Raw genomic sequence first — 23,739 nt, 5'->3', positions numbered from 1 at the left:
CGGCGAACCCCTTCGCCAGCAAACCAGTTCACCACCATATGGTTCCAATATGAACCGGGCATGAAGATGGCGGTTTCCCGGCGCCTCGATGAATATCAGCTAGCTTGCGGCAAGTCCCAGCTCCCTGCGCGCCTGCTTGGTCAGCTTCAGGGCAACAAGGCGATGGCTCTCGCGCAGATAGTCCTTTAGCGCGTCATCATCCATGCTCTGGCTTGTCTGACGCTGGATCCATTTCATGCCGCGCGAAGCAAGATAGGGTGCCGGACGCAAGCCTGGCTGCTCCTTGAGCACGTCAAAGGCGATGTCGGAACATTTGAAGGTGACGAAGAGCTGCTGGCCCTGGTCCCAGCCACCGATCGCAAAGACCTTGGCCCCGACCTTCCAGACATGAGCGCCGCCCCATTGGACGACGTGGTTTGTCGAAGGCAGCGAAGCGCAGAAGCTGTTGTAGTCGTCCAGCGTCATCCGCGCCCCCGCTTTGTATGAAAAGGCCGCGCGTCCTGGCTGAACGCGCGGCTTTGGATCAGGCTGCCACCTCGGCCGCCACAATCGTCGGCTTCGAGCGGAAGTTCAGCCGGTCGGAACCGGCCGTCACCTTGACGGTCGAGCCGTCAAGGATGTCGCCGAGCAGGATCTTCTCCGCCAGCGGGTCCTGCAGTTCCTTCTGCATCACACGCTTCAGCGGCCGCGCGCCGTAGGCCGGGTCGTAGCCCTTGGCCGCCAGCCAGTCGATCGCCTCCTGGTCGAGCGACAGCGTGATCTTGCGATCGGTCAGCAGGCTCTCCAGCCGCTTGAGCTGGATCTCGACGATGCGGCCCATATCCTGCCGGCGCAGCCGGTGGAACAGGATCACCTCGTCGACGCGGTTGAGGAACTCCGGCCGGAACGAAGCCTTGACGACATTCATCACCTCGTCGCGGACCTGGTCGACATCCTGGTCCTCGCCGAGACTGACGAGATACTCCGCGCCAAGGTTCGACGTCATGATGATCAGCGTGTTGCGGAAGTCGACCGTGCGGCCCTGGCCGTCGGTCAGGCGGCCGTCGTCGAGCACCTGCAGCAGCACGTTGAACACGTCCGGATGCGCCTTCTCGATCTCGTCGAACAGCACCACCTGATAGGGCCTGCGCCGCACCGCTTCGGTCAGCGCGCCGCCCTCCTCATAACCGACGTAGCCGGGAGGTGCGCCGATCAGCCTGGCGACCGAGTGCTTCTCCATGAACTCCGACATGTCGATGCGCACCATGGCGCTCTCGTCGTCGAACAGGAAACTGGCAAGCGCCTTGGTCAGTTCGGTCTTGCCGACGCCCGTCGGTCCGAGGAACATGAACGAGCCGATCGGCCGGTTCGGATCCTGCAGGCCCGCGCGCGCCCGCCGCACGGCCTTCGAGACAGCTTGCACCGCCTCGCCCTGGCCGACGACGCGCTTGCCGATCTCGTCTTCCATGCGCAACAGCTTGTCGCGCTCGCCCTGCAGCATCTTGTCGACCGGAATACCGGTCCAGCGCGAGACGATATGGGCGACGTGGTCGGGAGTGACTACCTCTTCGACCATGCCGACCTTGCCATCCTGGGCTTCGGCTTCCTTCAGCTTCTTTTCCAGTTCCGGGATCTTGCCATAGGCAAGCTCCCCGGCGCGCTGGAATTCACCCTTGCGCTGGGCAATGGCAAGCTCATTGCGCGCCTCGTCGAGCTGCTTCTTCAGATCGGCGGCAAGCCCGAGCTTCTGCTTCTCGGCCTGCCACTTTGTGGTGATTTCGGTCGATTCCTCCTCGAGACCGGCGAGTTCCTTTTCCAGGCGGGCGAGCCGATCCTTCGACGCATCGTCGGTCTCGACCTTCAGCGCCTCGCGCTCGATCTTGAGCTGCATGATGCGACGATCGATCTCGTCGAGTGCCTCGGGCTTGGAATCGACCTGCATGCGCAGCCGCGAGGCGGCTTCGTCGACGAGGTCGATCGCCTTGTCCGGCAGGAAGCGGTCGGCGATGTAGCGGTTGGACAGTGTCGCCGCCGCAACCAGCGCCGAATCCGAAATGCGCACCTTGTGGTGCTGTTCGTATTTTTCCTTCAGGCCGCGCAGGATCGAGACGGTGTCTTCCACAGTCGGCTCATCGACGAACACCGGCTGGAAGCGGCGGGCAAGGGCCGCATCCTTCTCGACATGCTTGCGATATTCATCAAGCGTTGTGGCGCCGACGCAGTGCAACTCACCGCGCGCCAATGCCGGCTTCAACAGGTTCGACGCATCCATGGCGCCATCCGCCTTGCCGGCACCGACCAGCGTGTGCATCTCGTCGATGAACAGGATGATGTTGCCGTCGGCCGAGGTGACTTCGGAGAGCACGGCCTTCAGCCGCTCCTCGAACTCGCCGCGGTATTTGGCGCCGGCAATCAGCGCGCCCATGTCGAGCGCCATCAATTGCTTGTCCTTCAATGATTCAGGCACGTCGCCATTGACGATGCGCAGCGCCAGGCCTTCGGCGATCGCCGTCTTGCCGACGCCCGGTTCGCCGATCAGCACCGGATTGTTCTTGGTGCGGCGCGACAGCACCTGGATGGTGCGGCGGATCTCGTCGTCACGGCCGATGACCGGATCGAGCTTGCCGGCGCGGGCATCCGCGGTCAGGTCACGCGCGTATTTCTTCAACGCGTCGTAGCCCTGTTCGGCGCTCGCCGAATCGGCGGTGCGGCCTTTGCGGACATCGTTGATGACCTGGTTGAGCGCCTGTGCGGTGACCCCCGCCTTGGCCAGGATGTCGGCGGTCTTGGCCGATTTTTCCATGGCGAGCGCCTGCAAGAGCCGCTCGACGGTGACAAAGCTGTCGCCGGCCTTCTTGGCCAGCTCTTCGGCGGTCGAAAACACCTTGGCCAGCGGCTGCGCCAGATAGAGCTGGCCGTTGCCGCCTTCGACCTTGGGCATCGCTTCGAGCGCCGTTACGACGCCAAGCTTGACGTCGCGGACGTTGCCGCCGGCACGTTCGATCAGCGACGCGGCCAGGCCCTCGTCGTCGTCGACGAGCACTTTAAGGATGTGTTCGGGTGTGAACTGCTGGTGGTTGCGGGAGAGGGCCATGGTCTGCGCGGACTGGATGAAGCCGCGCACGCGCTCTGAATATTTCTCAAGGTTCATATCTGTCTCCTTCCATCACCGGCCCGCTTTGCGGCACCGGATCCGATTGCGGTGACGGACCCGCCCATTCGAGCCGGGTCCAGTTCAGCCGAGATATGGTGCATAGGCCAAGCTGTCTCAAGACGCCTTGATGTCGGTCAACGCACAATATTCCATCGCGGCACAAAACGAAAACGGCGGAGATTTCTCTCCGCCGTCCAATATCCTGAAATGTCGTTCGATCAGTTGTCGATGTCGACTTTGACCGGTTCGGCATTGCCGCCGTCGGCCGGGGCCACAGCCACCTCGCCGGCATCGGCGCCGGAATTGGCATTGTCGCTGCCGCTGTCGACCTGATCGGCACTGACGCGCGGACGGCGCGGGCGCCTCGGGCGACGGGCAGCACCGCTTTCGGCGGCCGCCTCATTGAGCTCGGCCTGGGCGGCAAGACCTGCCGGCGACAGGTTTTCGAACAGCGGAGCCGGCTCGGCTGTCACAACGGATTCGGTCGATTCGGTCGGCGAAGGGGCTTCGACCTGGGTCGGGGCCTCGTTGCGTTGCGGCTGGCCGCCTTGCTCGGCGGACGAGCCATAGTCGCGCTGTCCATTCTGGCCGTAGCCACCATTGGGGCGACGATCGCGATGGCGCCCATTGTTGTCGCGGCCGCCATTGTTGCGCCCGCCATTGTCACGCCCGCTATTGCCATCACGATTGTCGCGGCCGTTTTCCCGGTTGAGCGCGACCTCGGCCGGCATGCCTTCGATGACCGGCTGCGGCCCGGCGCCATGGTTGATCACCGGCACCTGGGCATCGGAAATAGTGTTGCCGCTGTTGCCGGCATTGTCGAACTCGTCGCGATCCTCGTCGCCGTCGTCGTCGAAATCATCGCGATTCTGTTGTGTGTTCTGGATCGGCATCTGCGCCTGCGCGGCTGCGATGATGCGATTGTAGTGTTCGGCGTGCTGGAGATAGTTTTCCGCCATGACCCGGTCGCCGGAGCTATGCGCATCACGGGCCAAGGTGGCGTATTTTTCGGCGATTTGCTGAGCCGAACCGCGGATCTTCACGTCCGGGCCGTTGCTCTCATAGTTGCGCGTCAGGGGATTTGGTCCCTTGCGGTTGTTGTTGTTATTGTTGTTATTGCCACCGCCGCCGCCATTATTGTTGCGACCGCGCATGCGCCTGTTCTGCTGTTGTGGCCTCATCAAACTCTCTTCATTTTGAAATTTTCGAAAACTCTTCACGAACGGAGGCGCTCATGCAGCCAGCCGCTTCGTTTCTTCACCGGCGTTCGCCCGCATCAATTGCGTTGGCGCCACGTGCCATCCTGTTCCGGTTACATCACTTGCCGGACGATTCCCGCACGAAGCTTGGGCATCGTTTGCGCAAGAAGGCAGCTATTTCCAAGGAAGACCGAATCGCTAAGAGCACTGCCTGCTTCGTCTCATCCGGTTAAGGCGACCCTAGCCGCATTCCCCGGCATTGCCAAGCGCTTTTTTTGCACTGCGTCAAGGCTTTGTCCTTTTAAAGACAAGAACCCTGTCGTTTCCGCCAAGATCCTGAAATGCACCGCCCGGCAGGTAGCCGGCTACGGCGAATATTTCCAAGACCTCGTTGTGCTGCGTGTGGCCGATCTCGACCGCAATCCTGCCTTCAGCTTCCAAAAACCTTGCCGCCTCCGCGGCGATGATCCTGTAGGGGCTCAGACCGTCCTCGCCGCCATCCAAGGCCAGGCGCGGATCGAAATTGCGGACTTCGTCCTGCAGATTTCCAATGTCTTCAGACGGTATATAGGGAGGGTTTGCGGCAATTACATGGTACCGGCCGGAAACTTTTTCGAACCAGTCCGACTGGATCGCCGTGAACCGACCTGCAAGGTCCAGTTGCCTTGCATTGCGGGTCGCCGTCGCCAGCGCGCCCGCGGACATATCGACCCCGGTTGCGATCGCTGCCGGCACGGCGCTAAGCAGCGCCAGCGCAATGGCGCCGGTGCCGGTGCCAAGATCGAGGATGCGGCATTCGCCTTCCCGCACTGCCACTGCCCTGACGAAGGGCAGCATCGCCTCGACCAGCGTTTCGGTATCCGGCCGCGGCTCCAGCGTTTCCGGCGACAGCGACAGGCGCAAACCATAGAATTCACGATAGCCGAGGATGCGATGCACCGGCTCGCCGCCGGCGCGCCGTCTCAAGGCATCACCAATTACCGCAATGGCGCTTCCGTCGATCTTGCGGTTGGGATCGGCAATCGCCTGCGTGCGCGTCGTGCCGGAAAAATGTTCGACGATCAGCCTCGAATCGAGCGCCGGATCGTTGACGGCGGCAGCGGCAAGCCGAGCCTGCGCCTGCCGCAGCAGCGGCCCCAGCGCCTCGGGCAGTCGATCAGCCATCGATGCCGATGTCGGCGAGCAGCTTCGACTGATGATCGGCGATCAGCGCGTCGATCACTTCGTCGAGTTCGCCCATCATCACCCGGTCGAGCTTGTAGAGCGTCAGGTTGATGCGGTGGTCGGTGACGCGGCCTTGCGGGAAATTATAGGTACGGATGCGCTCGGACCGGTCGCCGGAGCCGACCTGCGACTTGCGCGATTCGGAGCGCTCCTCATCCGCCTTGCTGCGCTCGAGGTCATAGAGGCGGGCGCGCAGGATCTGCATGGCCTTGGCGCGATTCTGGTGCTGCGACTTTTCCGCCTGCACCACCATGATACCGGTCGGCAGATGGGTGATGCGGACAGCCGAATCAGTGGTGTTGACGTGCTGGCCGCCCGAGCCCGAGGCGCGCATGGTGTCGATGCGGATATCCTCGGCCCTGATGTCGATGTCGACCTCTTCGGCCTCCGGCAGCACGGCGACGGTGGCGGCCGAGGTGTGGATGCGCCCGCTCGCCTCGGTCGCCGGCACGCGCTGCACGCGGTGCACGCCGGATTCGAATTTCAGGTGCGCAAAGACGCCCTTGCCGGAAATCGTGGCGATGATTTCCTTGTAGCCGCCGGCATCGCCATCGCTGGCCGACACCGTCTCGAAACGCCAGCCGCGTTCGGCGGCGTAGCGCTCATACATGCGAAACAGGTCGCCGGCGAAAAGCGCGGCCTCGTCGCCGCCGGTGCCGGCGCGGATTTCGAGAATGGCGTTCTTGTCGTCGGCGGCATCCTTGGGCAGCAGCAGGATCTGGATGTCCTTCTGCAGCGCCTCGATGCGCTCCTCGACCTCCGGCAGGTCGGCCTCCGCCAGCGCCCGCATTTCGGTGTCGGTACCCTTGTCGGCAAGCATGGCTTCAAGATCGGCCTGCTCATGCTCGGCCGAGCGCAGCGCCCTGACCTTGGCCACCATGTCCTGGATCTCGGCATATTCCGACGCCATCCGCACATAGGCTTCCGGCGCCGGGCCAGCCGACATCTGCGCTTCGAGCATCTCGAAACGCTTGACGACTTGATCCATACGATCGCGGGGCAAATTGACCATGATGAGGATGCTACAATGGGATCGAACGGTCGTCGGCAAAGGCCTGCAGCAGCGCCCGCATCGGCAGCCCCTGCGCCGGCGCCATCAGATTGTCGTTGAAGAACGCCTCCAACTCATCCAGCGGCAGTTCCGTCAACATCGCCTTGACCGGGCCGATCGAGGCCGGCGACATCGAGATCGAGCGGAAGCCGAGACCGATCAGCGCCATTGCCGAGATCGGCTTACCGGCGAGTTCGCCGCACAGGGTTACCGGCGTGTGGTTGCGGATGCCGGCATCGGCGATCTGCTTCAGGACGCGCAGGAACGGCGCCGACAGCGTATCGAACCGGTTGGCCAATTGCGTGTTGCCTCGGTCGACGGCCATGACGAACTGGAACAGATCGTTCGAACCGACCGAGACGAAGTCGACCGCTTTCATCAATTCGTCGAGCTGGAACAGTAGCGACGGCACTTCCAGCATCGCGCCCAGCTTGAGGCTGGTCGGCAGGTGATGGGCAAAGCGCGACAGATGCCGTACCTCGCGGTCGATGATCTCGCGCGCCTGGGCGATCTCGCCAAGCTCGGTCACCATCGGCAGCATTAGCTTGAGTTCACGTCCGCCACTGGCCTTGAGCAGAGCGCGGATCTGGGTGCGCAGCAGGCCCGGCCGGTCAAGCGTCAGGCGGATCGCCCGCCATCCGAGCGCCGGGTTCTCCTCCTGGATCGCTCCCTTGAAATAGGGCAGCACCTTGTCGCCGCCGATGTCGATGGTGCGGAAGGTCACCGGCTTGCCGCGCGCTGCCTCGAGCACGTCGCGGTAAAGCTTTTCCTGGGCCTCGGCGCGGGGAAATGTCGAGGCGACCATGAACTGCAGTTCGGTACGGAACAGACCGATGCCGGCCGCACCCGCCTCGGCAAGCTGCGGCAGGTCGACGGCAAGACCGGCATTCATCAACAAGTCGACCTGGACACCGTCCCTCGTCGTCGACGGCTTCTTGCGCAGCTCGCGATAAACCTCTTGCCGGCGCGCCCGGAAACGCACCTTTTCGGCATAGGCGGCTTCGAGGTCGGACTGAGGCCGCAAATGGATCACGCCCTCTTCGCCGTCGACGATGATGGCATCGCCGTTTTCCGCCATGGAAACGGCGCCCTTCATCTGGCCGGCGACAGGAATGCCCATGGCGCGCGCGACGATGACGACGTGGCTGGTGGCTGCACCGTCCTCGAGCACCAGCCCGCGCATCTTGTCGCGGGGATAGTCGAGCAGCTCGGCGGCGCCCATCGAGCGGGCGACGATGATGGCGTCCTTCGGCAACGACGCCGCGACATCTTCCGGCCCGCGCCCCATCAGCTGGCGCAGCAGCCGGTTGGCGAGGTCGTCGAAATCGCTCATCCGCTCGCGCAGATAGGGATCGGTCATATGCAGCATGCGGGCACGCATGTCGCTCTGCACCTTTTCCACAGCCGCTTCCGCCGTCAGGCCGTTGCGGATCGCCTCTTCCAGCCGGCGCACCCAGCCGCGGTCGTTGGCGAACATGCGATAGGCTTCCAGAACCTGGCGATGCTCGCCCTCGAAGGCGACGTCGCGGCGTTCCAGCATGTCGTCGATGGAGAGCCGGAGCGAGCCGAGCGAGGTCTCGAGCCGCCTGACCTCTTCCTCGCTGTCCTCGTTGAACAAATTGGTGACGACGATGCGCGGCTCGTGCAGCACGACATGGCCAAGCCCGACGCCGTCGTTGAAGGACAGACCGGTGAAACTGACCGGACGGCGCAAGTCGAGTTCGAGGCCCGGCCGGGTCAGCCGCGCCAGATCGCCGGTGGCGATCATCTCGGCGATGACCATCGCCGTGGTTTCCAGCGCCTCGACCTCGTCGTCGCGGTAGTGGCGCATCGTCTTGTTCTGCACGACCAGCACGCCCAGCGTGCGCCCTGCCCGCAGCACCGGCACGCCAAGGAAGGAATTGTAGATCTCTTCCCCGGTCTCCGGCAGGTAGGCAAAGGCCGGGTGTTCCTGGGCGTTGGAAAGGTTGAGCGGCCGCGCGCTGGCCGCGATCGTGCCGACCAGGCCTTGCCCCAGCCGCAGTTGCGCCAGGTGGACGGCGTTCGGGTTCAAACCTTCGGTGGCGTAGAGTTCGAGCACCGAATCGGCGCGCAGCACGTAGAGCGAGCAGACTTCGGCGACCATGTTGGAGGCGATGTCGCGCACGATCCGGTCAAGCCGCTCCTGCGGCTCCAGCGGCTCCTGCATGAGCTCGCGGAGCCGTTTCAGCAAAACGCGCGGGCCACTGGCCTGATCACGCATCGCGGCTTCTTCTCCAATGGGCATTCTGCCCGCCGCAGTTTCCACTGCGACCGGCGCACACGCAACAACTCAAATCGTTCTCGCTACTGCTTATCCAGACCGTAGACGGAATGCAAAGTACGAACCGCAAGTTCAGTGTACGGACCGTCGATCAGTATCGAAATCTTGATTTCGGAGGTCGTGATGGCGCGAATATTGATCGAACGGTCGGCCAGCGCCTTGAAAGCGGTCGCGGCGACGCCGGCATGGCTCCTCATGCCGATGCCGATGACCGAAACCTTCGACATGCCGGCTTCCGATTGCACGACATCGTAGCCGATCGAGGCTTTCAGGCGCTCGAGCACGGCAAGCGCCTTGTCGACATCGCCCGACGGCACGGTGAAGGTCATGTCGGTGAACTTGCCGTCCTCGGARATGTTCTGGACGATCATGTCGACGTTGATGTTGGCCTCGGCCAGCGGCCCGAAGATGCCGGCGGCGACGCCCGGCCGGTCGCCGACACGGCGCAGCGAAATCTGCGCTTCGTCCTTGGCATAGGCAATTCCGGTGACGACCTGCTGTTCCACGATCTCTTCCTCGTCGCAAATGAGCGTTCCGGGCGGATTGAGCAAATCCCCCATTCCGGGCGCATCGGGATCGTCGAAGGACGACCGCACGAAGGTACGCACCCTGTGCACCATGGCAAGCTCGACCGAACGCACCTGCAGAACCTTGGCGCCAAGCGAGGCCATTTCAAGCATTTCCTCGAACGAAATCTTGGCCAGCCGCCGCGCCTTCGGCTCGATGCGCGGATCGGTGGTGTAGACCCCGTCGACGTCGGTGTAGATGTCGCAACGATCAGCCTTGACCGCCGCGGCGATCGCCACAGCGCTGGTGTCGGAACCACCACGGCCAAGCGTGGCGATGCGATTGTCCGGGCCGATGCCCTGGAAGCCGGCGACCACCGCCACCTGGCCCTCGCCGAAACGCTTGATCAGGAAGGCGCCGTCGATGTCGAGGATGCGCGCCGCGCCGTGGGCATTGTCGGTCTTGATAGGGATCTGCCAGCCCTGCCAGGAACGGGCATGCACGCCCATGTTCTGCAAGGTGATCGCCAGAAGGCCGGCGGTGACCTGTTCGCCGGAAGCGACGACTGCATCATATTCGCGTGCGTCGTGCATCGGCGAGGCTTCGCGCGTCCAACCGACCAGTTCATTGGTCTTGCCGGCCATCGCCGAGACGACCACCGCCACCTCATGGCCGGCGTCGACTTCGCGTTTGACGTGACGCGCCACATTGCGGATGCGGGCGATGTCGGCGACGGAGGTTCCGCCGAATTTCATCACGATGCGCGCCATGGAAGCGAAATGCCTTTGACTGAAGCCGGACCCAGCCCAAAAGCGGAATCCCGAAAAGCGGAAGGCCAGCTGATGCCGGCCGCTGAATGCGCGGCCTCCTTAGCCAAATGATGAAGCTTTCGCAAGGCTGGCGGCGGATTGCCGACTTCAAGAAGATGGCATATTGCGTTCCGGTCCGCCGCCGCTTACGAAATGCTGCCCGCGGGAATTCCCATTTGGTTCGGCATAACAGATGATTGCTCGTCTTCGACGCGCCACCCGATGGCAATCGCTCCCGCTTTTCATCGGCTTCGCGGTGCTGGCGCTGATCGTCGGCACGCGCGCCGTGCTGGTCGAGAGCCAGCGGGCCAATCGCGCCGCCGCGCGTGAGACAATCGAATATCAGGAACTGCTTTCCGGGCTGCTTTCACTGGCGCAGGATGCCGAGAGCGGCCAGCGCGGCTATCTGCTGACCGGCGAGAAATCCTACCTCGAACCCTATCGGAAGGCGGTCGAGGCAATCCCGGGGCAACTCGCCCGTATCGACACCATGACAGCCTCGGACGACCAGCTCGCCCCGCAGGTCAGTCACATCAAGGATGCGCTTGCGCAAAAGCAGGCGGAGCTGTCCGAAACGATCGCCCTCTATGACAAGGGTGACGCGGCGAAGGCGCTGGAGATGGTCCGCAGCGGTCAGGGCAAGGCCGCCATGGACGAGATCCGGGCCAGCATGGATACGATCCGGCGCATCGGCGCCGCCGCCGTCGCCGAGCGTGACGAGCACACGGACCAGGTCGAGACCTGGCTGCGCATCGGCTCGCTGGCGGCCCTGCTGGCGATCTTTCTGCTCGGCACCTTCACCATCCGCGAATCCCGACGCCGCTACCGCGAGGTGGCCGTCGCCCAGGATGAGCTGACGCGCAAGAACGTCGCGCTCGGCAATGAGATCCAGACACGCGAAAAGGCTGAATCCCAGATCCGCCAGATGCAGAAGATGGAGGCAGTCGGTCAGCTGACAGGCGGTATCGCCCACGACTTCAACAATATGCTGGCGGTCATCATCAGCGCCATGAACCTCGCCCAGCGCAAGCTGGAGCGCGGCGAGCACGACATCGCAAAATTCATCGAAGCGGCGGTCGACGCGGCAAACCGGGCGGCAAATCTGACAGCCAGGCTGCTCGCATTCTCACGCCAGCAGCCGCTGGCGCCGCAGATCGTCGATACCAACCGCCTGCTGACCGGAATGTCCGACCTGCTTCGGCGGGCGCTCGGCGAAACCATCCGGATCGAAACCGTGCTGGCGGGAGGCTTGTGGAAGACGCATGCCGACCCGAGCCAGATCGAGAACGCCATTCTCAACCTTGCCGTCAACGCGCGCGACGCCATGGGCGACGACGGCAAGCTGACCATCGAGACCGCCAACAGCCACCTCGACGACAGCTACGCCGCCACCCATGCCGAGGTCAAAGCCGGCCAGTATGTGATGGTCGCCGTCAGCGACACCGGGTCGGGCATGGCGCCCGACACCATGGCCAAGGCCTTCGAGCCCTTTTTCACCACCAAGCCGGTCAACAAGGGCACGGGCCTGGGGCTGAGCCAAGTGTACGGCTTCGTCAAACAGTCCGGCGGTCACGTCAAGATCTATTCCGAGCCCGGCGAAGGCACGACCATCAAGATCTATTTGCCGCGCTTCTTCGGACAGGAGGAGGTCGCCGTGCCGGCGGGGCGAGGCGACAACCCCATGGCTCAGGTCACCGAAACCATCCTTGTCGTCGAGGACGATGCACGCGTGCGCGCCTCAACCACGGATGCCCTGCGCGAACTCGGCTACACCGTTATCCATGTCGGCAGCGGCCAGGAAGCGCTGCAGGCGCTGGCCGAAAACCCCGACATCGCCCTTCTGTTCACCGATATCGTCATGCCGGTGATGAACGGCCGCAAGCTTGCGGAGGAAGCGGTCGCCCGCATGCCGCAGCTGAAGGTGATCTTTACCACGGGCTTCACCAGGAACGCCGTGGTCCACAACGGCGTGCTCGACCACGACGTGCACTTCCTGGCCAAGCCGTTCACCATCGAGCAACTGGCGGCGAAACTGCGCGACGTACTCGACACCAAGCAGCCCGGCCCGGAATGATCCTGTCGTGATCGACAACCGCGACCTGCCCTGACGCAACTGCGTTTCTGGGTGGGTGCGACAGCGGGACACCGGACCTCAAGCCAGTGTTTTGCTGGCCTTGGCCTGGTGCCGGTCGGCTGGGGCCTTGCCCAGCCCGACGACGACGCGGTCACGCCCATCCGCCTTTGCCTGATAGAGCGCGCGGTCCGCGGCGTTGACGATCTCCGCCCAGGAGGCGCCAAGCTCTGGAAAGGCAGCCACCCCGAATGAGGCGGTGATGGTGCCAAGCGTGCGGCCGCGATGAGCGAGGTGAAGCTGCTTGATCGCTTTTCGCAGCGCCTCGGCGCGCTCGGCACCGTGCGCCAGCGACGTCGCCGGCATCATCAGGGCGAATTCCTCGCCGCCATAGCGTGACACCACGTCACTTTCCCGGGCGTGGTCGAGCAGCGTGGCGGCGACCTGCTTGAGGACGAGATCGCCGGCTTCATGGCCGAACGTGTCGTTGAACTGCTTGAAATGATCGACATCGAGCATGATCATCGCCAGGGGCTGTTCTGCACGCTCCATGCGCCTCAGTTCGCGACTGCTTGTTTCCTCGAGATAGCGCCGGTTGTAGAGCCCGGTGTTGGGATCACGGATCGATTGTTGCCGCAGCGTTTCGCGCAGGCGCAAATTGGCCAGCGCCAACGCCAGCGTATCGACGACGCCGCGCAGGATCTGCTGCCGTTCGGTCAGCCAATCCGGCTTGTCGGCGGCGTCTGGTTCGCACAGATGCACGATGCCAAGCGTCTCTCCCTGTGCCGCCAGAGGCATGCAGACATAGCCGCGGCCGCCATTCTCGGTGATGTGGTTGCAGCGCGGCGTCAGCATGCCGGGGCCGGCAACATGCTCCTGGCCGCGCCGCAGCGCCCAGCAATCTTCCGGCGCAAACTGGCCAACGCTCGAACGGACCGCGCCCCAATGCGCCATCTCCTCGACCAGATTGCGCGAGGCGCTGGTCAGATGAACGGTTCCGCTCAATCCGCCAAAGAAGTCGGGCATGGCCGACCCGACGACGGAAAAAGCCTCCTGGAAGGTGACGCAAGCCTGAAGCAACTCCCCGAGTTTGACCAGGCGAGTCGTTGCCTGGGACGTCTCCTTCAGTTCGCGGTTCAGCGTCGACAGTTCCTCGGCGCGATCGCTGACCGCGCGCTCGGCGCTGCGCAACTCGCCGATGTCGCTCAACGTCAGCACGATGCCGCCATCCGAGCGATTGAGCGGATTGCAGCTCGCAATCACTGGCAAATACGATCCATCAGGCCTTACCAACCGCACCTCGGCCTGATGCTGGCGACCCGTGGTCAGCGCCAGTTCGATCGGGGATGTGCCCTGCGCCAGCCTGTCTCCCGACAATCCTCGCATATGGAGGACCGACGGCCAGTCCTGGCCCTCGATCTTGTCGTTGCAAAGCCGATGATTTCGGCCGCTGCGGGATTGACCGAGACGATCTGGCCGTTGCCGTCGATAACGGCAATGCCCTCGGCGACGGTACGGACGATATCCTCGATATAGGCCTTCTGCTCGACGAGTTGCCCACGCGAGGCTTCGAGCTCGGATGCCATGCGGTCGAACCGTTGCGCCAACAGGCCGAACTCGTCATTGGAGGTACGGCCGATCCGTGCCCCGGCGTCGCCGCGCGCCAGCGATTCGATGCCGCGGTTGAGGCCGGAAAGGCCAGCGCCAAAGCCGCGCAGCAGAAGGAAAGCCGAGAGCGCCGATATCAGCACGGCGGCCGCGGTGCTCAGACCGACAAGCCAGAGCATGTTATTGGTGCGCAGATGGGCGGCGCGCAGCAGCGGCGTGTATTCGAACAGGACCGCGCCGACGATCTTGCCCGGAGCATCCTTGATGGGCACCGCGACCAGGTTGATTGCTTCCGCACGTCGGCGCTGCTTTCGACGAAGTCGCGCGGCTCGCCGTCATCGAGCGTGCGGCCGACTTCGTTGCCGCGATCATGATCGAACGCGGTTCCGATATTTTGTTCTTCACCCGGAACGTCGGCCAGAATGATCTTGCCGCGATCGACGACCACGAGGTCGCGTTTCGAGCCGATGTGCTGCGAGGTCACGAATTCACGCAGCGCCTCGGGTCTCTCGAACAGCGGACGTGGCGTATCGGCGGCCTTGAAGGCGATCGCCGCCGCCAGTTGCCGTGCAACGCTTGTCGCCTCGGCCAGTGCGGAGGATCTGGTCAGCGACATCTGGGAGACTATTGCAATGCCGCCCACCAGGCCGATCAAGGCCGCTGCGCTCAGCAAAGTAGCGATAATCTGGGTCTTGATCCGCACCAAGCCATCCGATTCTAGGAAAGGCAATCTATATGCCGAATCCCGCTCGTGCTTCAGGAAACCGCCAACCTCGTAAATTTCATGTTAAGGAAGCTCGATCAACCACCGCCGCTGGGACAGACACCCTGCACCCAGGGAGCTGGGTCAGCCTGGCTGTGCGACGGCTCTCCACAGGCCGGGATAATCGACAACGAAACCGTGCGGCGACACGTCGAGGACCTCGTCATAGCCGAACATGGGCGCGGCATAGGCATAGCGAACCGTGTCGAGACGCCGGTAAGGTCTGATCGAGGCGCACCAGCCTGAGTTCGGGGAAGGTCAGGTAGGCGGCCGGGGCAGGCGTCGCCTCCCCGATGCCGAGGTCGAACCGACGGATCGCCAGCAGGTTCGATGCCGGCGTGAAGCCAAGATCGACGTCGACAAGCCCCGCGACGCCCTGCTGGACTTCGCCGTTCAGCATCCACTGGCCGCTGGACCCTCGTTCGATCGCGTAGTGCAGCTCGCGCGAGCCGAAAAAGCCGTCGACCCGCGCCGATCGTGTGCGCCAGCCAGCCTCGCAAATCACCTCATAGGCAAGGCAGCATGGCTGGCCGTCATGGACGAAGATCGCCTGTCCCTTGAGGCTCTGCCCGCCGTCGGTCGGCGAAAGCAGGCAGGCGTCGTGGCCTTCCACGTCCAGTCGGCGCCAAAGGATGGAAGCCGTCATCGGTGTCATCGTCCACTCCCTCGACGTCAAAACGATGCCACTCCTTCGCCTGCCCGGCCAATTGTGTTTCACCCGCGGCACCCGCAACTGACATGCCCTGACAGAATGCATCGCCCTGGCGGAAGGGGAAAATTGTTGCCTTGACATTCGCCGCCCCACGCCCGACTTCCTAGCACTTGAGGAGACAACCGATGCCAGAGCCCCGACGATCGACGATCGATGCCGGAGAAGTGGAACGCTTTTCCGCTCTTGCCGCCGAATGGTGGAATCCGAACGGCAAGTTTCGCCCGCTGCACAAGTTCAATCCGGTCCGGCTCTCCTATATCCGCGACCAGATAGCGACCCGCTTCGGCCGCGACCCGCGCGCGGCACGGCCCTTCGAGGGCCTGCGCATTCTCGACATCGGCTGCGGCGGCGGGCTTTTGTGCGAGCCGATGGCGCGGCTTGGTGCCGAGGTGGTCGGAGCGGATGCCTCCGAAACGAACATCGAAGTGGCGAAACTGCACGCGGCCGAGGGCAATGTGAGCGTCGACTACCGCGCCACGACGGCCGAGGACCTGGCCGATGCCGGTGAGAAATTCGACGTCATCCTCAACATGGAAGTGGTTGAGCACGTCGCCGACATCGACCTGTTCGTCGCCAAATGCGGCGAAATGGTCCGGCCCGGCGGCATCATGTTCGTGGCCACCATCAACCGCACCCTGAAGGCGCTCGGACTGGCCATCATCGGCGCCGAATATGTGCTGCGCTGGCTACCGCGCGGCACCCATCAGTTCGGCAAGCTGGTGCGCCCCGAAGAACTCGAAAAGGCGCTTGGCGGCGCCGGCTTGAGCATCATCGACCGCACCGGCGTCACGTACAATCCGCTCGCCGACCGCTGGGCGCGCTCCAAGGACATGGACGTCAACTACATGGTGCTGGCGGAAAAAGGCTCGGTCTGATCCACCGGACGCGCAGGAACGTCGTTTGCAGGCCGGCATCACCTGAATATCAGCACATCCTAGGCGTCGAGCGGCCTGTAACCGCCCCGCCAGTAGATCAGCGCCTGCCCGGCATCGCAGGTGTGCACGGCCTCGACCGTGCCGATGACGATGGAATGCGAGCCTCGATCGATCATCTCGTCGAGGCTGCAGTCGAAGGCAGCCACCGCGTCGCAAAGCAATGAAGCTCCGGTCTTCAGCGTCGTCCATTCAGCACCCTCGTAGCGGTCCTTGCCCTTGATGCCGCCAAAGCCGGAGAACCGCTCGGCGACGCGCTGATGCTGGGGTCCGAGCGAATTAACGCCGAAATGGCGGTAGCGTTCGATCAGCGGCCAGGTCGACGACGATCGGTTGACGCAGGCGATCACCTTGGGAGGCTCGGCCGACAGCGAGACGACCGAAATGACCACCAGGCCTGAGCGATCCTCGCCGACGCCGGCGGTGATGACGCTGACATTGCCGACGATCAGCCGCATCGCGGCTCGAAAATCCGCGATGCCGACAGGAGTTCCCTCCGGAACCTTTGGTTCAGTCATGGCTGGTTCCTCCCGGAAGCGGAAACGACTTTTCGGAAAAGACCACGCTCAAACAAGAAGATAAAGCGAATCCAGAGACAAATTCAGGTGAACCCGCTCCGGCGGCCATGGCGGCCGGCATGACGCATGCCACTCGGTCGAGGCGCTTACGCTTTCTGGCTTTGTGCCTTGGTGGTGATGAAGACGCCGGCCGTGATGATGACCGCGCCAGCCCAGGTCAGCAGCTGATAATGTTCGCCAAGGAAGACCGTGCCGGCGAACAGCCCGACCGCCGCTGCCACATAGCCGATCTGGCTGAGATAGACGGGGCCACCGACCGACTGCAGGCGGAAGAAGAAGGCGAACATCGCCGACGCCGACGCGGCCTGGGCGACGACGACCAACGGCACGCCGCCGAGGAGTGCGAAGGTCCCGGCGCCGAACAGAGCGAGAATGCCAACAAACAGCATCGCCGCCGACGCCAGGTGGCTGCCAACTGCAAGCTCGATCGGACCGGTGCCTTCCGGCCAGTCCACCGTGCGGTAGATGTTGCCGGCGGCAAGGCTGACCGGGATGAGCAGGCCCATCACCACCCACAACAAATCGGCCGGCTGGCCGGCCTCGCCGCGCGTCACCGCCACCATGACCGCGCCGACGAAGCCGACGGCGATGCCGGCGATGCCCAGCATGTTGGGACGCCGGACACGCAACACGATCGAGAACACCAGCGTGATGACAGGCGACAGCGTGAACATGATGCCGGTGTAGCCGGCGCCGAGATGCGGAATGGCCGAGAACATCATCAGGTTCGGGACGGCATAGGACACCGCCGCGGTGATGAAGAAATAGCGCAATTTGTGCGCGGTGAGCCGGATGCGCTGGCCGCGCAGCAGCAGGGCGAACAGCAGCACGCCGCCGGCGCCGAGCGAGATGACGAAGGCCCAGACCATGGCCGGCACACCGGCAGCCGTGGCGAGCTTGCCGAACGGCAGCGTCAGGCCGAGCAGGCCACCGGTGATCACCAGCAGGCCGAGCGCCGAATCCCAGAGAAATTTCATCATCGAGCCCCGTCGTGCGCGGCCCTTGGCCGGCATTGCATCTTGAGGTAAGATAATGGAAAGATTCTTAACGTCAAGATATATGATGGTGAGGCAGTTGGACAGAGCAGCAAGAGCGATCGAGCAATGGAAGCGGGAGCGGCCGGATCTGGATGTCTCGCCGATGGCGGTGCTCGGGCGGCTGAACGAGGCCGCCTCGCTGATCGCCCGCGAGCGCCTCGCTCCGCTCTTTGCCCGGTACGGGCTGCAGTCCGGGGAGTTCGACGTGCTGGCGACGCTGCGCCGCGCGGGATCACCCTACGCGTTGACGCCGACCGCTCTCTATGAAGCGACGATGGTGACGTCGGGCGCCATGACCAACCGGCTCGACCGGCTCGAAACGTCCGGATTGATCCTGCGCGGGCCGCACCCCAACGATCGGCGCGGCATTGTCGTGCGGCTGACCGAAAAGGGTCTCGCGCTGATCGACGAGGCTGTCAGCGCCCACGTTGCCAACGAGCATCAGATCCTCGCGAGCCTGACGCCGTCGGAACGGGAAACGCTGTCTCGTCTGCTTGAGAAATTGATCGGGACCGTGAGTTAGCACTCAGTGGCGGTCGTCCGGAAACACCGGGATCGGCATGAACTCGACGCCGTCCTCGGCCAGGCTCTTGGCCTCGTCCAGCGTCGCCTCGCCATAGATGCCGCGCGAGTCGGTTTCGCCGAAATGGATCTTGCGCGCTTCCTCGGCAAACTTGTCGCCGACATAGTCGGCATTCTCGCGCACCTTCTCGGCCATCGCCTTGAGCTGCGCCAGGGCCTGCTTCTGCGCCTCGCCCATGGCGAGCGCTATCGTTTCCTGCTTGCGCGCCGTGGAGACGGCCGGCGCCATCAGGGCCTTTTGCACCTTGTGCGAACCGCAGCTCGGGCAATCGACGAAGCCGCGCTTCTTCTGGGTGTCGAAATCCTCGTTGCTCCGAAACCAGCCCTCGAATTCGTGGTCGTGCTCGCAAATCAGGGCAAACCGGATCAAGAGGCCGCACCCCTGAGACGCGGCGCCTCGCCCACGCCGGCATTGACGGCGAAATCCCGCGCATTCTTGAGATTGGGGATCTTCTTGCGCGCCGCTGCCGACTGCGCCGGATCGATCTCGGCAACGATCACCGCCGGCTCGTCATGCGCGGCTTCGGCGATGACGCGGCCCCACGGGTCGACGATCAGCGAATGGCCATAGGTCTCGCGGCCGTCCTCATGCAGGCCGCCTTGCGCGGCGGCAACGACATAGGCGCCGTTCTCGATGGCGCGTGCCCTGAGCAGCACGTGCCAGTGCGCCTCGCCCGTCTGGCGGGTGAAGGCGGCAGGCACGGAAAGCAGGTCGGCGCCGGCCAGCGCCTCGGCGCGGAACAATTGCGGAAAGCGCAGATCGTAGCAAACGGCGAACCCCAGTCTCGCGCCTGCGATCTCGGTCACGACAGCCTCGGTGCCCGGCTCGTAGGCGGCGGATTCGCGCCAGCTCTCGCCATTGTCGAGATCGACGTCGAACATGTGGATCTTGTCATAGGTGGCGAGCGCGGCGCCGTCCGGGCCGAACAGCAGCGCCCTGTTGGCGAGCTTGCCGTCGGCGCGCAGGATGGCGGTCGAGCCAATATGCAGGAAGACGCCAAGCTCGCTCGCCAGTTTGCGCGCGGTCGCCACCACGATGTCCTTGTCCTCCGAGGTGAACGAGGCGGCACGCGCCTCCTTGTCGCGGATCAGCGCCCCGGTCATTTCCGGCGTCTGGATGTAGGTCGCACCTTGGCCGGCGGCTTCACGCACCAGCCGTTCGAGATCGACAGCGTTGCGCTCGGGGCTCTCGCCTGAACGCATCTGGATCGCAGCGGCCTTGAAAACACCCATCGTCATATCCCCTCAAATCGTTGCGCCGTTGGCGAGCATCTTATCGAGCCGGCCTTCGGCCTCCAGCTCGTGCAGGTCGTCGCAGCCGCCGACATGCGTATCGCCGATGAAAATCTGCGGAAAGGTCACGCGGCCGTGAGCGCGGGAAATCATTTCCTGGCGCAGTTCGGGCGAGAAGGAGGCGTCGTGCTCGGTAAAGGCGACGCCCTTGCGCTCGAGCAGCCGCTTGGCTGCCGTGCAATAGCCGCACATCATGCGGGTGTAGATGGTGACATCGGCCATGACGAATTTCCGCTGTTCGTTGCCGACTTATATAGTCGCGGACTCGTCCGCCCGAAAGTCCCCCGGCAACACACGCGCAAAGGTCAGCACGTCGACGGCACCGGCGCCACCTCTTTTCAGCGCCTTGGTTGCCGCCCGAACGGTGGCGCCCGTGGTGTAGACGTCGTCGATCAAAAGGACCCTGCGGCCGGCAATCTCGATCTCCGCCTCGGCGGGCACCCGAAAGGCGGCCCGCACATTTTCCTCACGTTCCTGCCTCTCCAGCCCAACCTGCTGGCGGGTGAGTTTGACGCGCCGCACCGCCGAAGGCGCGAAGGGCAATTGGCTGAGCGCGGAGACCGCCCTTGCCAGTTCCGCCGACTGGTTGAAGCGCCGCCTGAAAAAGCGCCGCCAGTGCAGCGGCACCGGCACCACCACATCCGCCTCGGCGATGAGATCGGCGCCGGCGCGCACCATCCAGCGCGCCATCCATGGCGCGAGATCCGTGCGATCCTGGTATTTCAATCCTTGCACCATCTGGCGGGCGACGCCGGAATAGGCGACGGCGGCCCGCGCCCGCTCGAAGGGCGGCGGATCGGCGATCGCCTCGGCGGATAGAAAGCCCTCGCCCATATTGTGGGTGAACGGCGTGCCCATCACCGGACACCATGGCCGTTCCAGGAGCCGCAGCTTCGGCCAGCAGGCGCCACACAGGACGCCGGGCTGCGAGACATGCCGGCGGCAGCCGGCGCAGACCGGCGGAAACAGGATGCGCGCCGGCCAGCCGAGGGCCGATCGGGCCAGGCTCTTGATCTCGATGGGCTTGATCTTGGGCATCGGATCGGCCACGTGGTTGGTCCTGCGCGCCACTATATGAACAATCTCAGGGCGTGGACAAACAAGGATTTGCCCGTTGCGGCCGATAATGGATATTTCGCTTTGGCTGGCGCACAAGCGGCGCGCGCTCGCCCATCCCGTTGACGGTGCCGATTTCCTCATGCGCCGCACGGCCGAGGATCTTGCCGATCGGCTGGCTGCGGTCGAGCGCCGGTTCGGCAAGGCCGCGGTGCTGTTTTGCCAGACGGCGGCGGCAGCCGAAATGATCGCCCAGAGCGGCAAGGTCGCGGATATTGTCCGTGTCGAGACGGACGCGGCTTTCCTGAATGGGAGCGCCGGTTTGATCGCACCACTCGAAACCGTGCCGTTCGAACCGGAAAGCCTCGATCTGGCGGTCTCCCTTCTGTCGCTGCAGGCGATGAACGACATCCCCGGCATGCTGATCCAGATCCGCCGCGCGCTGCGGCCAGACGGGCTTTTCCTCGGCGCCTTTGCCGGCGCCGGCACGCTTTTCGAGCTGCGCGAAAGCCTGCTTGCGGCCGAGACCGAGCTTTATGGCGGCGCCAGCCCGCGTGTCATCCCGTTCACCGATGTGCGCGATGCCGGTGCGCTTCTGCAGCGCGCCGGTCTCGCCCTGCCGGTCGCCGACGTCGAGACGGTGACGGTGCGCTATGCCAGCCTGTTCGGCCTGATTGCGGATCTGCGGGCCATGGGCGAAACCAGTGCGCTCACCGATCGCAGCCGGCGGCCGGGCTCGCGCAAGCTGTTTGCCCGCGCGGCGGAAATCTACGTCGAACGCTTTTCCGACCCCGATGGCCGCGTGAGGGCAAGTTTCTCGATCGTCTGGATGTCCGGCTGGGCGCCCGACGCATCGCAGCAAAAACCGCTGAAGCCCGGGTCGGCCAAGGTCTCGCTGAAGACAATACTGGAGGCTCCCGACGGGCAGTGAACCGGCCCCGCAGGCGCGGACGGCTACCTCAGGGCCCGAGGGCGTTGACAAGCCTGCTGGTATTGTCGCTGAACAGCCAAGTGATTGCGTTGAAAACCTGGCCGATGCCGCCAATGATGGTCAACGACAGCACACCGATGATCAGGGCATATTCGACAGCCGTGGCGCCGGTCTCGTCCTTCAGAAAACGAAGCAGCACTGCATTCATGACCTAAACCCCTCTGGCCAGAACCTTACCGCCGATCTGTTAAGAAAGGTTAACGGCAAAGGCTTAACAGGCGGTGAAACCGCCGCCCTTGTCGAATCTCTTAACCATGTCAGCAGTCGCCGCTGCTTCTGCCATTGGACCTGATGATGCAGACCGAACTGGGCTCCGGCTGCAGCACGCTGCGGCGCACCGTATAGGTTTCGCGATGGCTGACCGAGCCGGTGGCCGTCATGTCGAGCTCGCTGGCAAAATCGTCGCGGGCCGACAGCGAGCGTGTCTGGCTGTCGAGGAAAGGCGCGGCGATCAGCGCCAGCGCCACCGCGGCCGAACCGAACAGAAGCGTGATGCGCAAGATGCCCATGCCCGCGTCGGCGGCGCGAAAGGCGCGATCCGACCGGATCGAGTCCCAATCCCTGTCCAGGTTCATTCTATCGCTCCCCAGCGAATCGGCGGCACGGCCACGAAACGACCATGCTTCACTTTTTCACGGCGAGATAAATCTTCCATTAACGCTGACTGATACAGCGCTTTCAACACGGCAGGCGGAAGACGTCCCTAGAGGAGATCGATGAGGAACGGGATCAGCGGCGCATCCGCCGGCGGCATGGGATAGTCGCGCATCTGCTTTGGCCGCACCCATTTCAGCGCCTGCCCCTCCCTGGGCTGGGCGATGCCGCGGAAGCGGCGGCAGATGAACAGCGGCATCAACAGGTGGAAATCATCGTAGGAATGACTGGCGAAGGTGAGCGGCGCCAGGCAGGGAATGTCGGTCTCGATGCCGATTTCCTCGTGCAGTTCGCGGATAATGCATTGTTCCGGCGTCTCGCCGGGCTCGACCTTGCCACCGGGAAATTCCCACAGGCCGGCAAGTTGCTTGCCCTCGGGGCGCCGTGCCAGCAGCACCCGGCCATCGGCATCGACCAGCGCACAGGCGGCGACCAGCAGCAGGCGCTTGCCGGCGATCGTCACATCACTCATGCCCAATTTCACTCCTGAACAGGCGGCCGGCGATAGTGGTAGCGATAGACCTCGTCGAAGCCGAGCGATCGATAGAGCGCCAGGGCCGGCACATTGCCGGCCTCGACCTGCAGCCAGGCTTCGCGGGCGCCACGCAGCCGCGCCCACTTCAGCGCCGACAGGATCAGGTTGCGGCCATGGCCCTTGTTGCGCGCCGACTTGTCGGTGGCGATCTCGAACAGGCCGGCAAGATCGCCATCGTGCACGCAGATCAGCGTCGCCAGCGGCTCGGCTCCGTCTTCGAGCGCGAACAGCCCGGCCTCGGGCTGGATGGCGCCGATGATCTCCGACAGGCCGGGTCGCAGCGATACGTCCGAACCGCTGACCTTGAGCGACGCGCCGATGAAGCGGCTGATGTCCTTCAGCGGGATCTGGTCCATGGCGGCATCGAGTTGCGCGTCGGCCAGCGGCAGCCGCATCACCAGCGACTCGTCGAATCGGCTCCAGCCCTCGCGGTCGAGATGACTGGCGAGACTGGGACCCGACAGCGGCGACATGCGGAACGTCAGCGGCCTGCCATAGGCATCGAAACGGCGGCTGGCACGGCCGATGCGGTCGGCGATATGCTGGGTGTCGCCCGGATCGAGAGGATTGACCGAATTCAGCCGCTTGGCCGGATGGCCGGCGGTCAGCCGCACCACCCAGGTGCCGTCATAGTGGACGGCCGCTGCTGGCCAGGCGCGAAAGCCGGCCGCCTCGTAGCGGCGGACGATCGCGAGCATGCTT

Annotated in this window: 25 protein-coding genes; 4 read left to right on the top strand and 21 right to left on the bottom strand. The window is 64.1% G+C overall.

The features are described 5' to 3' along the window. Positions 1-99: 99 nt before the first annotated feature. From AC1D2G_RS23060 to AC1D2G_RS23030, 7 genes are all read right to left on the bottom strand, one after another. Positions 100-465: an MmcQ/YjbR family DNA-binding protein gene (locus AC1D2G_RS23060; RefSeq protein ID WP_477416807.1), complete on the bottom strand. Its 366-nt coding sequence runs from the start codon at positions 463-465 to the stop codon at positions 100-102. A gap of 58 nt (positions 466-523) precedes the next feature. Continuing rightward, positions 524-3,130 carry an ATP-dependent chaperone ClpB gene (gene clpB / locus AC1D2G_RS23055; protein WP_477416805.1) on the bottom strand — a complete coding sequence of 869 codons (2,607 nt, stop codon included), beginning with the start codon at positions 3,128-3,130 and terminating at the stop codon, positions 524-526. 221 nt (positions 3,131-3,351) lie between these two features. Further along, positions 3,352-4,314, bottom strand: coding sequence for a DUF4167 domain-containing protein (locus tag AC1D2G_RS23050; protein ID WP_477416803.1), 963 nt, complete (start codon positions 4,312-4,314; stop codon positions 3,352-3,354). Between the two features lie 303 nt (positions 4,315-4,617). Continuing rightward, the gene (gene prmC / locus AC1D2G_RS23045) at positions 4,618-5,496 is read right to left on the bottom strand and encodes a peptide chain release factor N(5)-glutamine methyltransferase (RefSeq protein ID WP_477416801.1); all 879 of its coding nucleotides are present in this window, start codon (positions 5,494-5,496) and stop codon (positions 4,618-4,620) included. Next, positions 5,489-6,568, bottom strand: coding sequence for a peptide chain release factor 1 (prfA, locus tag AC1D2G_RS23040; RefSeq protein ID WP_477416799.1), 1,080 nt, complete (start codon positions 6,566-6,568; stop codon positions 5,489-5,491). The genes prmC and prfA overlap by 8 nt, the downstream gene beginning before the upstream one ends. A gap of 10 nt (positions 6,569-6,578) precedes the next feature. After that, positions 6,579-8,849, bottom strand: a complete 2,271-nt coding sequence (gene ptsP, locus AC1D2G_RS23035; protein WP_477416797.1) for a phosphoenolpyruvate--protein phosphotransferase — start codon at positions 8,847-8,849, stop codon at positions 6,579-6,581. An 83-nt stretch (positions 8,850-8,932) separates the two neighbouring features. Then, on the bottom strand, positions 8,933-10,186 hold the full coding sequence (locus AC1D2G_RS23030) for an aspartate kinase (RefSeq protein WP_457150474.1): 1,254 nt from the start codon (positions 10,184-10,186) through the stop codon (positions 8,933-8,935). A 232-nt stretch (positions 10,187-10,418) separates the two neighbouring features. Between AC1D2G_RS23030 and AC1D2G_RS23025 the strand changes: the two genes are divergently transcribed. After that, positions 10,419-12,299 carry a CHASE3 domain-containing protein gene (locus AC1D2G_RS23025; RefSeq protein ID WP_477416795.1) on the top strand — a complete coding sequence of 627 codons (1,881 nt, stop codon included), beginning with the start codon at positions 10,419-10,421 and terminating at the stop codon, positions 12,297-12,299. A gap of 78 nt (positions 12,300-12,377) precedes the next feature. On the opposite strand, the gene AC1D2G_RS23020 is transcribed toward AC1D2G_RS23025, so the two are convergent. The 4 genes from AC1D2G_RS23020 to AC1D2G_RS23005 all read right to left on the bottom strand — a co-directional run bounded on the left by AC1D2G_RS23020 (position 12,378) and on the right by AC1D2G_RS23005 (position 15,322). Beyond that, positions 12,378-13,682 carry a GGDEF domain-containing protein gene (locus AC1D2G_RS23020; protein WP_477416793.1) on the bottom strand — a complete coding sequence of 435 codons (1,305 nt, stop codon included), beginning with the start codon at positions 13,680-13,682 and terminating at the stop codon, positions 12,378-12,380. Then, the gene (locus tag AC1D2G_RS23015) at positions 13,622-14,176 is read right to left on the bottom strand and encodes a PAS domain-containing protein (protein ID WP_477416791.1); all 555 of its coding nucleotides are present in this window, start codon (positions 14,174-14,176) and stop codon (positions 13,622-13,624) included. The genes AC1D2G_RS23020 and AC1D2G_RS23015 overlap by 61 nt, the downstream gene beginning before the upstream one ends. Then, a complete protein-coding gene (locus tag AC1D2G_RS23010; protein ID WP_477416789.1) occupies positions 14,062-14,607 on the bottom strand; it encodes a hypothetical protein in 546 nt (181 codons plus the stop codon). Before AC1D2G_RS23010 ends, AC1D2G_RS23015 begins: the two co-directional genes overlap by 115 nt. 223 nt (positions 14,608-14,830) lie before the next feature. Then, positions 14,831-15,322, bottom strand: coding sequence for a putative glycolipid-binding domain-containing protein (locus AC1D2G_RS23005; RefSeq protein WP_477416787.1), 492 nt, complete (start codon positions 15,320-15,322; stop codon positions 14,831-14,833). 182 nt (positions 15,323-15,504) lie between these two features. Between AC1D2G_RS23005 and ubiG the strand changes: the two genes are divergently transcribed. After that, a complete protein-coding gene (ubiG, locus tag AC1D2G_RS23000) occupies positions 15,505-16,254 on the top strand; it encodes a bifunctional 2-polyprenyl-6-hydroxyphenol methylase/3-demethylubiquinol 3-O-methyltransferase UbiG (protein ID WP_111548894.1) in 750 nt (249 codons plus the stop codon). A gap of 59 nt (positions 16,255-16,313) precedes the next feature. Here ubiG and AC1D2G_RS22995 read toward each other — a convergent pair whose 3' ends face one another. Beyond that, positions 16,314-16,829 carry a flavin reductase family protein gene (locus AC1D2G_RS22995; RefSeq protein WP_477416785.1) on the bottom strand — a complete coding sequence of 172 codons (516 nt, stop codon included), beginning with the start codon at positions 16,827-16,829 and terminating at the stop codon, positions 16,314-16,316. Positions 16,830-16,975: 146 nt separating this feature from the next. Next, positions 16,976-17,866 (bottom strand): DMT family transporter, encoded by an 891-nt coding sequence (locus AC1D2G_RS22990; RefSeq protein ID WP_477300170.1) that lies wholly within the window; start codon positions 17,864-17,866, stop codon positions 16,976-16,978. A 97-nt stretch (positions 17,867-17,963) separates the two neighbouring features. On the opposite strand from AC1D2G_RS22990, the gene AC1D2G_RS22985 reads away from it, so the two are divergent. Beyond that, positions 17,964-18,449, top strand: a complete 486-nt coding sequence (locus tag AC1D2G_RS22985; RefSeq protein ID WP_477416783.1) for a MarR family winged helix-turn-helix transcriptional regulator — start codon at positions 17,964-17,966, stop codon at positions 18,447-18,449. 3 nt (positions 18,450-18,452) lie between these two features. Here AC1D2G_RS22985 and AC1D2G_RS22980 read toward each other — a convergent pair whose 3' ends face one another. Genes AC1D2G_RS22980 through AC1D2G_RS22965 form a run of 4 tightly spaced genes read right to left on the bottom strand, consistent with a single transcriptional unit; the run spans position 18,453 to position 20,851 of the window. After that, positions 18,453-18,878, bottom strand: coding sequence for a DUF1178 family protein (locus AC1D2G_RS22980; RefSeq protein ID WP_477416781.1), 426 nt, complete (start codon positions 18,876-18,878; stop codon positions 18,453-18,455). After that, on the bottom strand, positions 18,875-19,741 hold the full coding sequence (locus AC1D2G_RS22975) for a carbon-nitrogen hydrolase family protein (RefSeq protein WP_477416779.1): 867 nt from the start codon (positions 19,739-19,741) through the stop codon (positions 18,875-18,877). The genes AC1D2G_RS22980 and AC1D2G_RS22975 overlap by 4 nt, the downstream gene beginning before the upstream one ends. Before the next feature lie 12 nt (positions 19,742-19,753). Continuing rightward, positions 19,754-20,023, bottom strand: a complete 270-nt coding sequence (grxC, locus tag AC1D2G_RS22970; RefSeq protein WP_477416777.1) for a glutaredoxin 3 — start codon at positions 20,021-20,023, stop codon at positions 19,754-19,756. A 27-nt stretch (positions 20,024-20,050) separates the two neighbouring features. Beyond that, entirely contained in the window at positions 20,051-20,851 is an 801-nt protein-coding gene (locus tag AC1D2G_RS22965; RefSeq protein ID WP_477416775.1) for a ComF family protein, read from the bottom strand. A 64-nt stretch (positions 20,852-20,915) separates the two neighbouring features. On the opposite strand from AC1D2G_RS22965, the gene AC1D2G_RS22960 reads away from it, so the two are divergent. Continuing rightward, complete coding sequence (locus tag AC1D2G_RS22960; protein ID WP_477416773.1) at positions 20,916-21,788, top strand: class I SAM-dependent methyltransferase; 873 nt, start codon at positions 20,916-20,918, stop codon at positions 21,786-21,788. A 28-nt stretch (positions 21,789-21,816) separates the two neighbouring features. On the opposite strand, the gene AC1D2G_RS22955 is transcribed toward AC1D2G_RS22960, so the two are convergent. The 4 genes from AC1D2G_RS22955 to AC1D2G_RS22940 form a co-directional block, all read right to left on the bottom strand. Beyond that, the gene (locus tag AC1D2G_RS22955) at positions 21,817-21,996 is read right to left on the bottom strand and encodes a Flp family type IVb pilin (protein ID WP_095084830.1); all 180 of its coding nucleotides are present in this window, start codon (positions 21,994-21,996) and stop codon (positions 21,817-21,819) included. 109 nt (positions 21,997-22,105) lie between these two features. Then, the gene (locus AC1D2G_RS22950) at positions 22,106-22,423 is read right to left on the bottom strand and encodes a hypothetical protein (protein WP_477416771.1); all 318 of its coding nucleotides are present in this window, start codon (positions 22,421-22,423) and stop codon (positions 22,106-22,108) included. 128 nt (positions 22,424-22,551) lie between these two features. Further along, positions 22,552-22,974, bottom strand: coding sequence for an 8-oxo-dGTP diphosphatase MutT (mutT, locus tag AC1D2G_RS22945; RefSeq protein ID WP_095084832.1), 423 nt, complete (start codon positions 22,972-22,974; stop codon positions 22,552-22,554). Positions 22,975-22,982: 8 nt separating this feature from the next. Continuing rightward, on the bottom strand, positions 22,983-23,735 hold the full coding sequence (locus AC1D2G_RS22940) for a GNAT family N-acetyltransferase (RefSeq protein WP_477228434.1): 753 nt from the start codon (positions 23,733-23,735) through the stop codon (positions 22,983-22,985). Positions 23,736-23,739: the final 4 nt, after the last annotated feature.

The sequence above is a fragment of the Mesorhizobium sp. P2_C7 genome (assembly GCF_056404515.1).
Note: the sequence above shows the minus strand (reverse complement) of the source record. Positions and strands in the feature narration are given on the sequence as shown.

Excerpts from the sequence above, each read along its gene's own strand:
- AC1D2G_RS23050 (WP_477416803.1), bottom strand. The coding sequence starts at position 4,314 with ATGAGGCCACAACAGCAGAACAGGCGCATGCGCGGTCGCAACAATAAT.
- AC1D2G_RS22940 (WP_477228434.1), bottom strand. The coding sequence starts at position 23,735 with ATGCTCGCGATCGTCCGCCGCTACGAGGCGGCCGGCTTTCGCGCCTGG.
- prmC (WP_477416801.1), bottom strand. The coding sequence starts at position 5,496 with ATGGCTGATCGACTGCCCGAGGCGCTGGGGCCGCTGCTGCGGCAGGCG.
- mutT (WP_095084832.1), bottom strand. The coding sequence starts at position 22,974 with ATGAGTGATGTGACGATCGCCGGCAAGCGCCTGCTGCTGGTCGCCGCC.
- AC1D2G_RS22955 (WP_095084830.1), bottom strand. The coding sequence starts at position 21,996 with ATGAATGCAGTGCTGCTTCGTTTTCTGAAGGACGAGACCGGCGCCACG.
- AC1D2G_RS23025 (WP_477416795.1), top strand. The coding sequence starts at position 10,419 with ATGATTGCTCGTCTTCGACGCGCCACCCGATGGCAATCGCTCCCGCTT.
- AC1D2G_RS23060 (WP_477416807.1), bottom strand. The coding sequence starts at position 465 with ATGACGCTGGACGACTACAACAGCTTCTGCGCTTCGCTGCCTTCGACA.
- clpB (WP_477416805.1), bottom strand. The coding sequence starts at position 3,130 with ATGAACCTTGAGAAATATTCAGAGCGCGTGCGCGGCTTCATCCAGTCC.
- prfA (WP_477416799.1), bottom strand. The coding sequence starts at position 6,568 with ATGGTCAATTTGCCCCGCGATCGTATGGATCAAGTCGTCAAGCGTTTC.
- AC1D2G_RS22995 (WP_477416785.1), bottom strand. The coding sequence starts at position 16,829 with ATGACTGAACCAAAGGTTCCGGAGGGAACTCCTGTCGGCATCGCGGAT.
- AC1D2G_RS23020 (WP_477416793.1), bottom strand. The coding sequence starts at position 13,682 with ATGCGAGGATTGTCGGGAGACAGGCTGGCGCAGGGCACATCCCCGATC.
- AC1D2G_RS22990 (WP_477300170.1), bottom strand. The coding sequence starts at position 17,866 with ATGAAATTTCTCTGGGATTCGGCGCTCGGCCTGCTGGTGATCACCGGT.
- AC1D2G_RS22950 (WP_477416771.1), bottom strand. The coding sequence starts at position 22,423 with ATGAACCTGGACAGGGATTGGGACTCGATCCGGTCGGATCGCGCCTTT.
- AC1D2G_RS22975 (WP_477416779.1), bottom strand. The coding sequence starts at position 19,741 with ATGGGTGTTTTCAAGGCCGCTGCGATCCAGATGCGTTCAGGCGAGAGC.
- ptsP (WP_477416797.1), bottom strand. The coding sequence starts at position 8,849 with ATGCGTGATCAGGCCAGTGGCCCGCGCGTTTTGCTGAAACGGCTCCGC.
- ubiG (WP_111548894.1), top strand. The coding sequence starts at position 15,505 with ATGCCAGAGCCCCGACGATCGACGATCGATGCCGGAGAAGTGGAACGC.
- grxC (WP_477416777.1), bottom strand. The coding sequence starts at position 20,023 with ATGGCCGATGTCACCATCTACACCCGCATGATGTGCGGCTATTGCACG.
- AC1D2G_RS23005 (WP_477416787.1), bottom strand. The coding sequence starts at position 15,322 with ATGACACCGATGACGGCTTCCATCCTTTGGCGCCGACTGGACGTGGAA.